Source organism: Thermaerobacter composti (assembly GCF_033582035.1).
GTDB classification, from domain to species: Bacteria; Bacillota; Sulfobacillia; order Thermaerobacterales; family Thermaerobacteraceae; genus Thermaerobacter; species Thermaerobacter composti.
On sequence record NZ_CP132508.1, the window covers coordinates 2556557 to 2569748 of the forward strand.

At 73.6% G+C, this 13192-nt stretch carries 10 protein-coding genes; 5 read left to right on the plus strand and 5 right to left on the minus strand.

Annotation, left to right across the window (positions count from 1 at the left end; genetic code table 11):
- Positions 1 to 332: 332 nt before the first annotated feature.
- A complete protein-coding gene (locus Q5761_RS10360) occupies positions 333 to 1604 on the minus strand; it encodes an NAD(P)/FAD-dependent oxidoreductase (RefSeq protein ID WP_318750552.1) in 1272 nt (423 codons plus the stop codon).
- Positions 1605 to 1668: 64 nt separating this feature from the next.
- Here Q5761_RS10360 and Q5761_RS10365 point away from each other — a divergent pair, with 64 nt between their 5' ends.
- From Q5761_RS10365 to Q5761_RS10380, 4 genes are all read left to right on the plus strand, one after another.
- Positions 1669 to 1938, plus strand: coding sequence for an HPr family phosphocarrier protein (locus Q5761_RS10365; protein ID WP_135224301.1), 270 nt, complete (start codon positions 1669 to 1671; stop codon positions 1936 to 1938).
- The gene (gene ptsP, locus Q5761_RS10370) at positions 1922 to 3898 is read left to right on the plus strand and encodes a phosphoenolpyruvate--protein phosphotransferase (protein WP_318750553.1); all 1977 of its coding nucleotides are present in this window, start codon (positions 1922 to 1924) and stop codon (positions 3896 to 3898) included. Before Q5761_RS10365 ends, ptsP begins: the two co-directional genes overlap by 17 nt.
- 37 nt (positions 3899 to 3935) lie before the next feature.
- On the plus strand, positions 3936 to 5282 hold the full coding sequence (locus tag Q5761_RS10375) for an NAD(P)/FAD-dependent oxidoreductase (protein WP_135224302.1): 1347 nt from the start codon (positions 3936 to 3938) through the stop codon (positions 5280 to 5282).
- 160 nt (positions 5283 to 5442) lie between these two features.
- Positions 5443 to 6933, plus strand: a complete 1491-nt coding sequence (locus tag Q5761_RS10380) for an MFS transporter (RefSeq protein WP_135224303.1) — start codon at positions 5443 to 5445, stop codon at positions 6931 to 6933.
- A 7-nt stretch (positions 6934 to 6940) separates the two neighbouring features.
- Here Q5761_RS10380 and Q5761_RS10385 read toward each other — a convergent pair whose 3' ends face one another.
- The 3 genes from Q5761_RS10385 to Q5761_RS10395 all read right to left on the minus strand — a co-directional run bounded on the left by Q5761_RS10385 (position 6941) and on the right by Q5761_RS10395 (position 10719).
- Positions 6941 to 7903: a hypothetical protein gene (locus tag Q5761_RS10385; protein ID WP_318750554.1), complete on the minus strand. Its 963-nt coding sequence runs from the start codon at positions 7901 to 7903 to the stop codon at positions 6941 to 6943.
- 43 nt (positions 7904 to 7946) lie between these two features.
- The gene (gene ychF, locus Q5761_RS10390) at positions 7947 to 9017 is read right to left on the minus strand and encodes a redox-regulated ATPase YchF (RefSeq protein ID WP_135224305.1); all 1071 of its coding nucleotides are present in this window, start codon (positions 9015 to 9017) and stop codon (positions 7947 to 7949) included.
- 106 nt (positions 9018 to 9123) lie between these two features.
- A complete protein-coding gene (locus tag Q5761_RS10395) occupies positions 9124 to 10719 on the minus strand; it encodes a hypothetical protein (RefSeq protein ID WP_318750555.1) in 1596 nt (531 codons plus the stop codon).
- Between the two features lie 125 nt (positions 10720 to 10844).
- On the opposite strand from Q5761_RS10395, the gene Q5761_RS12465 reads away from it, so the two are divergent.
- On the plus strand, positions 10845 to 11147 hold the full coding sequence (locus Q5761_RS12465) for a transposase (protein WP_413084510.1): 303 nt from the start codon (positions 10845 to 10847) through the stop codon (positions 11145 to 11147).
- Between the two features lie 60 nt (positions 11148 to 11207).
- On the opposite strand, the gene Q5761_RS10400 is transcribed toward Q5761_RS12465, so the two are convergent.
- On the minus strand, positions 11208 to 13175 hold the full coding sequence (locus Q5761_RS10400; RefSeq protein WP_318750556.1) for a heavy metal translocating P-type ATPase: 1968 nt from the start codon (positions 13173 to 13175) through the stop codon (positions 11208 to 11210).
- Positions 13176 to 13192: the final 17 nt, after the last annotated feature.

Genomic DNA, 13192 nt, shown 5'->3' on the forward strand with positions numbered 1-13192 from the left:
ATCCCGCCCCGTCGGCGGCGGGTGCCGGCTCCCCGCTGCCCCCGATGGCCGGGTCCTGGTCGCGACGGTGAAGCCCGATCGTCGAGACCGGCCTACCGAACGGCTAACTGGAGGTAGTGTACCACGTCCCGCGGTCCCGCAAAAGACCCCTCGCCGCCGATTTTCGCGCCCCGCCCCCCGTCGCCGGGCCCTCGGCCGCCGCCCACCCGCCACGCCGCTTGGCCGCCAACGGAACGGCCCGCGCCGACCCCGATCCCGCGACGTCCCGTCCGGCCGGTCGCGGCTGCAAGCCCGCGGGCCCAAGCGGTCAACGCCGGCGCCCGCTCCATCGCTCACGGCTCCGGCCGGCCGGGTAGCGGCTGGAGCGGCGCGCCCCCCAGGACCCGCATCAGCAGCCGCGCCCCGCCGATCCGATACAGGTATCGCCACAGCGTGGCCGATTTGAGCACCCGGGCCGCCCGCCCCGTCACCCGGTACCCCCTCCCCAGCAAGCCAACCCCGTCCCGCCGGCCGAGGCTGATCACCGTGCCCAGGACGCGCGGCCGGAAGGGCTCCACCGGCAGCCCCCGCAGCCGGCGCGCCAGGGCGCGCCCCAGGTACTCGCCCTGTTGCAGGGCCACCTGGGCGGTGGGCGGCAACGGGCGACCGTCGTCGCCCGGAAAGGCGGCCGCATCGCCCGCCAGGTACACCCCTTCGAACCCGCGCGCCTGGAGGTGGCCGTCGACCCACGCCCGACCGCGCCGGTCCACCTCGAAGCCGGCCTGCTCCACCAGCCGGTGGGCCCGCACGCCCCCGGTCCAGATCACCGTGCCGGCCTCCAACCGGCGCCCGTCGGCCAGCACCACGTGGCGCGGCGTCACCTCGGCGATGGGGGTGCCGGTGATCACCCGCACCCCCGCGCGTTCGAGGAACCGAGTGACGTAGCGCGTCAACGCCGGGTCGAATCCCGGCAGCAGGGTGGGCGCCGCCTCGACGAGGTAGATCTCGATGGCGTGGGCCGCCACCCCCGTCGCCCGCGCCAGGTCGTCCCGCGCCTCGGCCAGCTCCGCAGCCAGCTCGACCCCGGTGTAACCACCGCCGCCGACGACGATGCGGCGCCCCTCGGCGCCCATCGCCCCCGCCGCGTAGCGCGCCAGGCGATGCTCCACCGTGCTGCGGATCAGGGGCCCGGAGGTCAGGTCGCGGACGGTCAGCGCCCGCTCCTCGAGCCCGGCGATGCCGAAGAAGAGGGGCTCGCTGCCCACCGCCACCACCAGCCGGTCGGCCTCGAGCCAGCGCCGGGTGCCCGTGGCCCGTTCCTCCACCTCCACCGCCCGTCGACGGGGGTCGATGGCCACCGCCCGTCCCAGCCAAAGCCGCACGTTCGGCGGCAGGTAGGGCGCCAGGGGCAGGGCGATCCGCTCCCGTTGGCGCGGTCGCGCCACGGGCTCGTGGAGGAGTGTTGTAAAGTAGTGATACGGATAGGGGTTGACCAGGGTTACCCGGGCGGGCGCCGCCCGCAGCCGGCGGGCTGTGGCGAACCCCGCGTAACCCGCCCCCACGATCACCACATGGGGTGCGCCGTCCCGGGATGCCCCGGCTGGGCCCGTGGCCCGTTCGTCCACGGCACTCCCTCCTCGCCCTCTAGGGTGTCCCGCCCGCGGCGCCGCCCCCGGAAAGGGGTTCTCCATGGCGGAGGTCACCGTCACCATCCAGCATCCCACGGGCCTGCACGCCCGTCCGGCGGCGCTCTTCGTCCAGGCCGCCAGCCGCTTCCGCAGCCAGATCGAGGTCCAGGCCAACGGCAAGACGGCCAACGCCAAGAGCATGATGGCCATCCTCGGCCTGGGGGCGCGCCAGGGCACCGTGCTGACCATCCGCGCCGAGGGCGACGACGCCGCCGAGGCCGTGGCGGCGCTCAAGGAGCTCGTGGAGACCAACTTTGGCGAAGGGTCGTGATGCCGTGCGGGACGAACCGGCCCCACCGCGCACCGCACACAGCCGGCCACCGAGGGAGCGGGAGGCCGAGGGCCGCGCGCCGGTCCCGGCCCGACCCGGCAGCCGGGCGGACGCCTCGGATCCCCCGGAGGGGTTCACCACAGACGGCGCCCCATCGCCTGTGGGGAGTCGTGCCGCCGCAGGCGGCGCCCCGGAGGAGGCCGTAGGAAGGTCCCCTGAGGAAGCCGGCGAGCGCATCATCGAGGGGATCGCCGCCGCACCGGGGCTCGTCCTGGGCCCGGCCTGGGTCTACAAACCGCCCGACCTGACGGTACCACCGCCCGCCGGTCCCGTCGAGCCCGAGGCGGAGGTGGCCCGCTGGGAGGCCGCCCGCCAGCAGGTGCGGACGCGGCTGGACCACCTGGCCGCTCGCGCCCGGGAGCAGGCCGGCGAGGAGGAGGCGGCGATCTTCGCCGCCCATCAGTTGCTGGTGGACGATCCCGAACTGGATCAGCGGGTGCGCCAGGCGATCACCGCCGAGGGGCGCACCGCCGCGGCGGCGGTCGCCGCGGTCACCGAGTCCTTCGCCCAGGCCCTCGAGCAGCTGGACGACGAGTACCTGCGCGGCCGCGCCGCCGACGTCCGCGACGTGGGCCGCCAGCTGCTGGCCGCCTTGCTGGACGTGCCGCTGGACCTGGCCCCCGAGGAGCCCAGCGTCATCGTCGCCCACGACCTGGCCCCCTCGGACACCGCCCGCTGGCCGCGGGAGCGGGTGCTCGGTCTGGTGACGGAGGCCGGCGGCGCCACCTCCCACGTGGCCATCCTGGCGCGCGGGGCCGGGGTCCCGGCGGTGGCAGGTGCCGCCGGCGCCGTGGCCGCCGTCACCCCCGGGCAGCCGGTGGTGGTCGACGGCTCGGCCGGCCGCGTCATCCTCAACCCGAGCCCGGAGCGGCGGCGCGCGGTGGAACAGGCCACCGCCGCCCAGGCCGAGCGGGCCCGCCGCCTGGCGGCCTTGCGGGACCTGCCCGCCGTGACGCGGGACGGTCGCCGGATCGAACTGGCCATCAACATCGGCCGACCGGAGGAGATCGGCGCCGCCGAGGCCTACGGCCCCGAGGGCGTGGGCCTCTTCCGCACGGAGTTCCTGTTCCTGGACCGGTCGCGCCCGCCCGGGGAGGAGGAGCAGCGGCAGGCGTATGCCGCCGCCGTCCGGGCCTTGCGGGGGCGGCGGCTGGTGCTGCGCACGCTGGACGTGGGCGCCGACAAGCGGCTGCCCTTCATCGATTGGCCCGAGGAGATGAACCCCGCCCTGGGCCTGCGGGGTGCGCGCCTCGGCCTGGCGCGCCCGGACCTCTTGCGCACCCAGCTCCGCGCGGTGCTGCGGGCCGCGGCGGAGGGCCCCATCAGCGTGATGTTCCCCATGGTCACCACCCGGGAGGAGGTGCGGCGCCTGCGCCAGGCGGTGGAGGAGGCCGCCGCCTCCCTGGACCGGGAGGGGATCCCCCGCGGCCGGGTGGAAGTCGGGATCATGGTGGAGACGCCGGCGGCCGCCCTCGCAGCCCGCGCCCTGGCCCGCGAGGTCGACTTCTTCTCGGTGGGGACCAACGACCTGACCCAGTACACCCTGGCCGTGGACCGCACCAGCCAGGAGGTCGCCGCCCTCTACGACGCCCTCCACCCGGCGGTGTTGCGCCTGATCCTGGAGGTGGGCCGGGCGGCCGAGGAGGCGGGCATCTGGGCCGGGGTGTGCGGCGAGCTGGGGGGCGAGCCCCTGGCGACGCCCTTCCTGGTCGGCGCGGGGATCACCGAGCTGAGCATGCACCCGCGGGCGCTATGGGAGGTCAAGCAGGTGGTCCGGGGGATCCGCTACGACGAGGCGCGCCAGCTGGCCGAGGAGCTGGTGGCCCTGGCCACCGGCGAGGAGGTGCGAAGGCGGCTGCGCGGCTTTCTCGAGGAGCGCGGCTTGACGGTGGAGGGGTGAACACGATGCCCGCGGGCATGGTCGAGGGGGTGACGCGGTGGCGCAGCGCGTGGTCATCGCCGGCGGCGGGTGGGGCGGCATCAAGGCCGCCCTGGAGCTGCGCGCCCGGCTGGATCCAGGTCACGAGGTGGTGCTCGTCGACCCCAACCCCACCTTCCGCCTGGGGTTCCGCAAGACGTGGCTCCTCGTGGGCAAGACGCGGCCCGGCGAGGCCACCCGGTCCAAGCACGCCCTGGCCGCGCGCGGCATCCGGTACCTGCAGGCGCACGTCACCGCCATCGACCCCGAAGGGCGGTGGGTGGAGGTGGAACCGGCGGGCGGCGCCGCGGGGGGCGCCGCGGCGTCCCCCGCGGCCGCCGGGGACCGGCGCCGGCTGGAGTGGGACTACCTGATCGTCGCCCTGGGGGCCCAGCCACGGCCGGACCGGGTCCCCGGCTTCCTGGAGGCACCGAACGCCTTCAACCTGTACGATCCCGACGGCGCCCTGGCCGCCGGCCGGCGACTGGCGGCCTTGACGGGCGGGCGCATCGTGGTGGCCATCCTCGGTCTGCCCTACAAGTGCCCGCCGGCTCCCTACGAGGCGGCCCTGTTGGTTGACGACTACCTGCGCCAGGGATGGCGCCGGCCCCCCGGTCCGGGGCAGGACGGGGCCACCGCTGCCGACGCCGCGGGCCAAGAGCTCCAGGATGGGCGGCCCGCCGCGGCGGGGACCGGCATCCCCGCGCGCCAGGCTGGGGACCGGGCCGCCTTCGAGATCGCCGTCTTCACCCCGCAGCCGAGCTCCCTGCCCGTGGCGGGCCCCGCCGGCTGTCAGGCCATCGAATCCAGCCTGGCCTTGCGCCAGATCGCCTTCCACCCCAACCGCCGGTTCGTCCGGGTCGAACCGGGGGCGCTGGTGGACGCCGAGGGGAACCGGGAGCCCTACGATCTCCTGCTCGGCGTGCCGCCCCACCGGGTGCCGCAGGTCGCCGTCGATGCCGGCCTGGCGCCGGCCGACGGGTGGATCGCGGTGGATCCGGCCACCCTGCGCACGCGCCATCCGCGGGTGTACGCCATCGGCGACTGCACCCAGATCGCCATGGCCAACGGCCAGCCCTTGCCCAAGGCGGGCATCTTCGCCGAGGGCGAGGCCGCGGTGGCGGCCGCGGCCATCGCGGCCGAGATCACCGGCGGCCCGCCGCCGGAGCGCTATCGCGGCGAGGGCTACTGCTTCCTCGAGCTGGGCGGCGGGCTGGCGACGGTGGTGCGCGGCGAGTTCCTGGCCGAACCCGCGCCGCGGGTCGAGGTGGCGTCCCCTTCCCGGGAGTTCCTGGCCCGCAAGCTGGCGTTCGAGCGGGAACGCCTCGAGGGCTGGTTCGGCGCGGATGCTGGGGGCGGCCGCTGACGCGGCCGACGGCGCCGCTGGGCAGCGGGGCCGCCCCCGCCGCTTGGTGGGCCGCTCCTTCCGCGCTAAAATACTTTGGGTACCGAAGTATTCGCCGAGGTGCGGTCTTCCAGGCCCACCGCGCCTCGCGAGCTCGTGGGCATCCCCGCGGAGGTCGGCCATGCCGGAGCGGAGCGCACCCATCGTGACCCCGCAGGAAGCGGCACCCGCTGGCGGCGATCTCTCCCGCCACGGGTTTTTCGTTCTCCTGCTGACCATGTTCCTGACGGTGGCGGGATTCGGCATCGTCCTCCCGGTGCTGCCCTACTTCGCCCGCCAGATGGGCGCCAGCAGCGTGGAGATGGGCCTGATGGTCTCCCTCTACGCCCTGGCCCAGTTCCTCTTCGCGCCGATGTGGGGGTCGCTGTCCGACCGCATCGGCCGCAAACCCGTGCTGATCGCCGGCATGACCGGCTTCGGCCTCTCCTTCACGGCGATGGCCTTCGTCCACTCCGTGGCCGCGCTGATCGCCGTCCGGTTCCTCGGCGGGATGCTCTCGGCCTCGACCTTCCCCGCCGCCCAGGCGCTGGTCGCCGACCTGACGCCACCGGAGCGGCGGGGCCCGGCGCTGGCGATGATGGGCGGCGCCAGCAACCTCGGCTTCGTCCTGGGGCCCCTCCTCGGCGTGCCCATCATCGCCCTGGGCTACGGCTTCCCGGGCCTCGCCCTGACCGGGGGCCTCGCGATCCTCCTGACGGCCGTCCTGGCCGCCTTCGTCCTGCCCGCGCCGCCACCCCGCGCCGCTGGCGGCGGACGCCGCCCGCCGTTGCCGCAGGCCCTCCAGCTGGCGGTGGCGAGCCCGGAGGCGCCCTGCTATTGGCTGGTGCTGGTCGCGGCCGTGGCGGGCTCCAGCGTCTTCTCCATGCTGGGCTACTACTTGATGGAGCGGATGGGCGCGCCGGAGTCCGCCAATCAGATGGCGTTCTCGGTCATGGGGATCGCCTCCGCCGCCGTCCAGTTCACCGTCGTGGGCTCGGCCATGGGCCGGTGGGGGGAGACGCGGACGGCCAGCGCAGGCTTCCTGGCCGGGGCGGTGGCCTTCCTCCTGCTGCTCCTGGCCGGCGACGTCGGCCAGGCCACCGCCGCCGTGGCCGTCTGGGGCGTGGCGCTGGCGATGATCCGGCCGCCGCTGACCACGCTGGTCTCCCGTCGGACCCGCCTGGGCCAGGGCACCGCCCTCGGCATACAGGCGTCCTTCGAGAGCATGGGTCGGATGGCCGGACCGCTTGTGGCCGGCACCCTGTTCGACCTCCACCCCCAGCTGCCCTATGGGGTCGTCGAGGGGCTCTTGCTGCTGGCCCTGTTCGCGGGCAGCCGGGCCTTGCGACGTCTGGAAGCAGGCGAGGCGGGAGGGCCCGGGGATGCGGCGGCCGCGGCCGAGGAGCGGGCGGAACCGGCGGCGAGCGTCGTCACCCGCCCCGCGGCCGGAAACCCGGTGGTCACCGCCGAGCGGCCCCTCCCCTCGCCCCGGCAGCCTTCGCACCAGCGTCCACCATCTCGCCAACGGGTCGCCCCCGCCCAAGCGGGCGACCCGTCCCACCCGGCCAGGGAACCGTCGCCACCGTGCGGCGCGCGGGCGCCCGGGGCGCCAGCCCCGGCCCGCGACCGGTGAGTCCGCCCTACCCGGCCAGGCGGCTGTGGGACGGCGGCGGGCCGAGTTCGTCCAAGATGCCCACGGCCTCCGGCGCCCGTTCGTAGGCCAGCAGGATCCCGTCGGCGTAGGCATCGGCCACCCGGGCCGCCTTGAGCAGCCCCTTGCGATCGACGTTCAGCGCGTAGAGCTCCACCACGAAGGGGACGTCCCCCAGCAGGTCGCGGAATCCCCACGCCAGCGCCTCGACCCAATAGGTGGTGCTGTAATGCAGGTCGTAGATGGGCATCACGAAGAAGTCCACCAGGCGGCCCAGCTGGGCCACGTCGAGGCCGAAGCGGCGAAACAGATGGTCGCCAAAGGGATCGGGGTACAGGGTGACGGACACGGGCCGGGGCGCCGGCGCGGGCTCCGGCGGGGGGACGGATCCCGAGGGGGTCGGATTCCCGCCGTCAGCGCGCGGGGCCGCACCCCCACCGGCGTCCGCCGCGGCGCGCGGCGTCCGCGCCCGGGCCACCGCTTCGCGGATGAACGCGGTCATGGTGGCCGCCCGCCACGTCTCCTCGTCCAGGCCCGAGGCCCGCTGGGCCGCCTGGCAGCGGGGGCAGCGGCAGAAGCCCTCCCGGGGGAAGCCCACCGTGTCCAGGCGGATCCCGGCCACGGCCTGGGCCGCGGCTCGCGCCACCAGGTCCAGCAGGCTCCGGCGATAGCCCTCGTCGCTGGGGCAGACCCAGTCCCAGTCGAAGTAGGGCGTCCCGCGGACCGCCCGCATCCCCCCGGGTCCCACGGCCGCCAGGCCCGGGTCGCGCTGGACGGCGCGGTTGTCGCCGAAGCAGCTGATCATGTTGTGCACGCCGGGAACCGGCGGATCGGTCCGACCGAGGACGCTCTTGATCTCGTAGAACACGTGGAGGCGAGGGCGCCGGTCCAACAACCCCATCTCGCGCAGCGCCCGCAGGTCCCGTCGGTCGTAGGTCACGATCCCGCGCACGCCCGCTCCCCCCTGATCGACCGCAGCCCCGACGGGTCCATGGTCAGACGTTGAAGCGGAACAGGATCACGTCGCCATCCTGCACCACGTAGTCCCGGCCCTCGAGGCGCAGCAGCCCCGCCTCGCGGACCGCGGCCATGGACCCCAGCCGGATCAGGTCGTCGTAGGCCACCACCTCGGCGCGGATGAAGCCGCGCTCCATGTCGGAGTGGATCTTCCCCGCCGCCTCCTTGGCCGTGGTGCCGCGACGGATCGGCCAGGCGCGGACCTCCTCCTCCCCGGCGGTGAAGAAGCTGATCAGCCCGCTGGCCTCGTAGGCCGCCCGGGCGAGCCGCGCCACCCCCGGCTCGGCGATGCCGTACTCCGCCATGAACGGCTCCCGCTCCGCGGGCTCGAGTTCCGCGATCTCCGCCTCCACCGGCCCGCAGAAGGTGATCACCGGCTCACCCCACCCGGCGGCTGCCTCCCGTAGGGCGCTCTCCCCGGGGAACGTGCCCGCCTGGAGCTGTGCCTCGTCCACGTTGACGGCCAGCACCATGGGCTTCAGGGTGAGCAGGCCGAAGCCCCTGACGCGGCGCAGGTCCTCGTCGCTCCACTCCAGCTCCCGCAGCGGCCGCTCCTGCTCCAAGGCCGCCTGCAGGAGCGGCAGGCGCTCCAGCAGGGCCTCGTCATCCGGGCGGCGCTTGCGGGGCGGCAGGGCCTCCAGGCGGTTCCGGGCGCTCTCCACCACGGCCAGGTCCGTCAGGATCAGCTCGTCGCGGATCAGGCGCGCGTCGCGCAGCGGATCCACGTCGCCCAACACGTGGGGAAGGGTCTCGTCCGCGAAGGCGCGGATGACGTGGACCAGCACGTCGGCGCCGCGCACCGCCTCGAGGAAGCGGTTCCAGCGCGCCCGATCGTCGCCGGGGACGGCACCGGGGACGTCGGTGACGCGCAGGGCGGCCGGCGTCACCTTGCGGGGCTTGTAGAGCGCAGCCAGGCGATCGAGGCGGGGATCGGGGATGGGCGCCATGCCGACGGTGGTCTGGCCGGGGCCGCCCCGCCCTTCACCGGCCAGCAGCCGGAACAACAAGGACTTCCCCACCTGGGGAAGGCCGATCAAGCCGATGTCCACGGGATGGCCTCCTCGACGCGGCATCCTGCGGGCCCAGGGGAGCGAGGGGGAACGCCCGCCCCGCATCGTGACGTGACGGCGCGCGCCGCTGCGCGGCCGGTCTCGCTCAGCGCCCCAGGGCCGTGATGGCCGAAATGCGGACCGCCGGGTGGCCGTCGGGGCCCGGCTCTTCGGCAAAGGCGACGGCGACGCGCCTCCCGTCGCCGCGGGTGACCACCAGCGGTCCCCCACCGCCGCCACCGGCGGCCGGTTCGACCCGCCAGCCCTGGCCCAGGGGCTCTTGGGCCAATAGCGCGCGCCCGGCCGCCACCAGGGTCGGGTCCTGCCGCTCCACCAGGCCCGCGGCCTGCTCCAGGTCCCCCCGGCTCACCAGCGTAATGAAGGCCCGCAGCACGCTCAAGGGCTGCGCCGCCGGCCCCGCGGCGCTCAGCACGTAGGTCCCGGTTCGCGGCGACCAGGTCCACCGCTGGTACCAGCGAGCCGGCACGGGACCCTCCGCGGTGACCAGGACCGGAGGCTCCGCAGCGCCGAGGGTCGCTGCCGCGGCAGGGGGCGCGGCCAGGCCGCCGGGCGGACCGCCGGGGGCTTCGCCGGCGGCCATCCGCCCCGGAGGAACCGGCCGCCCCTCGGCCACCACGCGGATCCACGTGCCGTCGGGGGCGACCTCGACCCGCCGCACGATGCCCTCGCCTCCCGTCGGCACCGCCGGCCTTGCCGCCCACTGCTGCCGATCCAGGGCGTCCTGGTCCGCCTTGGCGGCGGCCGCCCCGGGCTCCCCGCCGTCGGTGGGGCTGGACGCCGCGCCGGCAGCCAGCACCGTACCCTCCGCCCCCGTGCGCCCCGGCACGGCCTCCCCGCGGGCGGCAGGCAACGAGGCCGCCGCCACCTTCGGCCCCAGGCTCCACACCGGCCGCCACTGGTCGTGCCGTCGTTCCAGCAGCGTGATGGCGAGCGCGGGCCCGGCGCCCGCCGGATCGTGGTCCGTCACCACCAGGAGCCGCGGGGGCGCGCCGTCGCCCCCCGGCCAAAGCCAGGCCTGCTCGACCAGCCCGGTCGCCCACGACGCCTGGGGGGCCGGGGATGGCTCGGATCCCGCCCCGGCCCCCCCGACCGCAGCTCGGGGCGGCGACGGCTCGACCACCTGGAGGTGCACGCCGCCGGGCCCACCGGTCCACGTGGCGATGAGGTGCCCCGCCGTCTCCGGGAAGCGGGGACCGAAGGCCACCAACAGCACCGCCCGGGGAACACCGGGCCCAGGGTCCGCCCCGTGCGGCGAGGTGGGCTGGGCGGACACGACCACCTTCACGAAGGGCATCTCGGGAGTGGCGAGCTCCAGCTCCAGGAGGGACGGTTCCAGAGGTGCGACGGCGGGTTCCAGGCGCTCGAGTCGGAAGAGCATCCGTTGCACCGCGCGGGCCACGGCATCACCCGACCGGGGCGGGAGCTCGCGTTCGCCCGGTTCCAAGGCGAGGGAGCCGGTCCCTGGGCCGACGGGGTCGGCGTGAGCCAGGGTGGGGTTCGGATGGCGGCCGTCCTTGGCAGGTGCCGGGGCCTGGGTGGTCCCGCCCGCGACCGCCCCTCGCTGGTCGGCGCCCCCCGTCACCGGCGACGCCACCCCCGGCACAGGTCGACCCGCCGCCCCGGCCCGCGCGTCGCCGGGTTGAACCCCCACCGCCGCCTGGTGGCAGAAAAGCACGGCCATCAGGGCCGCCAGCCCGATTCCCCGGAGCCTCGACGAGCGGGGCCGCGGGACCGGGGCCCCGGGCACCGTCGCGATCGCCGGCCCGCAGTCCTTCATGGCGGCAGCTTAACCTTTTTGTAATCGTTTTGTCAAACTTTTCAGGAGGTCTCTGTCGGCATGGTGGAATCAAGCCCCCGCCGGGCGGCCAGGTCGGCCAGCCGCTGCGCTACAACGTCCTCTATCGCTCCTTCTGCCGTATGGGCTGGGAGGACGCGATTCCCGACGACACGACGCGGGTGCGGTTTCGGCAGCGGTTGGAGGAGGCACGGAACAGTATCCCATCCAATCGCTGGCAACTCCCTTCGGCCCCATGGGCCCCAGCTTCCCTCCCCTTTTTCAGCGATCTCGACAAAAGACGCCTCGAGAAAGCCGGTGACGAGGTGCCCTGACGCGGAAAGGCGGGGCAGGACCCGGCACTCCGGCCGGGTCCTGCCCCTTCATCGATGCCTCTAACGGGCACGAAGGCCGTTGGCGACGGCCAGCAGCTCACTCACCTCGTGAGCGGCAACGGCCAGCGAGACGCCAACCCAGCCTGTCAGCGCGCCCGGGATCAAGATCGCCAGAACGGCTAGCGAGAAGATGATGTTTTGGCGGCTGATGGCGCGGGCCCGGCGCCCCAGGCGAACAGCGTAAGCCACTTTTCTCAGATCGTCGGCCATCAGGGCGACGTCGGCGGCTTCGATCGCGGCGTCGGTACCTGCGGTGCCCATGGCTATCCCGACCGTGGCAGCGGCTAGGGCCGGCGCGTCGTTGATGCCGTCGCCGACCATGATCACACCGCCATACTCTTCAGCCAGCGCCTTCACGATCCTCGCCTTATCGTCCGGCTTCAGTTCCGCCCGGACATCGTCGATGCCAAGTTCCCGGGCGATGGCGTTCGCCGTCCGCTGATTGTCGCCGGTTAGCATGATGAAGTGCTCGACGCCCGCTTCGCGCAATGCCTGTAGAGCGTCTTTTGCCTCGGGCCGGATCTCATCGCGGATGGCCAGCAGCCCCTTCACTTCCTCATCGGTGCCCACGAAGACGACCGTATGCCCGCCGTCCCGCAGCTCGTCGATCTTGTCCGACAGCTCCGCGGGGACCCGGGCTCCCAGCTGTTGAAAGAGAGCGGGGCTCCCAACATAGAGGCTCACCTCGCCGACCACCGCCCTGGCCCCGGCTCCGGGTAGAGCCTGAAAGTCCCCGGCCTCGGGTACCTCGATCCCTTCATTCTGGGCCTTGGCCATGACGGCTCGGGCCAGGGGGTGCTCAGAGAAACGCTCAATCGCGGCGGCTCGCGCCAGCACTTCCCGCTCCGTCCATCCGGGCGCTGCGACAATGGTAGTCACCACGGGCTCTCCGCGCGTCAGCGTTCCGGTCTTGTCGAAGGCCACTGCGCGGACCGTGCCGAGGTTCTCAAGATGGATGCCCCCCTTGATGAGCACGCCGTTCTTGCCGGCTGTACCGATGGCGGAAGCCATGGCCACGGGCGTCGACATGACAAGGGCGCAAGGTGCCGCTGCTACCAGGAGGACCACAGCGCGGGTGGCCCAGGTCGACCAGTCGAGACCGATCAGGGGCGGGAGCAAGACCAAGGCCACGGCTGCAAGCAGGACAACAGGGCTGTAACGCCTACCAAACCGCTCGATGAAGCGCTGAGCCCGCCCTTTTTCTGATTGAGCCTGTTCGACCAGGCGGATGATCTTGGACAGGGTATTGTCCTCGAAAGTAGCCGTGGCCTCCAGAACAAGGGCGCCCTCACCGTTCACTGTGCCGGCAAAGACCCGGTCGCCTGGGCCCTTTGCCACAGGCACCGACTCGCCTGTGACCGCAGCTTCGTTAATGCTCGACCGCCCTTCACGAATGATGGCGTCGGTGGCGATGGATTCGCCCGGCCGCACGAGGAACCGATCGCCCGGTTTCAGGGAGCTCGCCGGCACCATGCGCTCCCGGCCGTTCTCGAGGAGCCGCGCCTCCTTGGGGGCCAAATCGAGCAACGCCTTGATGGCGGAGCGGGTGCGAGCGAAGGTGTACTCCTCCAGGCCTTCTGCCAGCCCGTAGAGAAAGACGAGGAAGGTGGCCTCAAACCACTGGCCGAGAAGGACGGCTCCCAACGTGGCGAAGGCCATGAGAGCTTCGATGCCTACTTCCCGCTCTTCAATGAACTCTTCCCAACCCTCGCGTACCCAGAAGTAGCCCCCGAGGGCAATGGCAACGACGTACAAGGGGATCTGGACCGCGGGGCCAAGGCCTAGCTTCCCGGCTAACCAGCCCAAGCCCAACACGATGCCTCCGAGGCCAGCATTACGGATGGGGGGGAAGCGGTACCAGGGACCTTCGAAGCCTTCTTCCTCTTCAGCGTCCTCATCTTCGCGGCTCGAGGAATGGCGTTCCGCCTCTTCGGCGACGGCGCGCGTGGTAAGGCTCTTTTCGTCCATGACAATTCCTCCTTCGC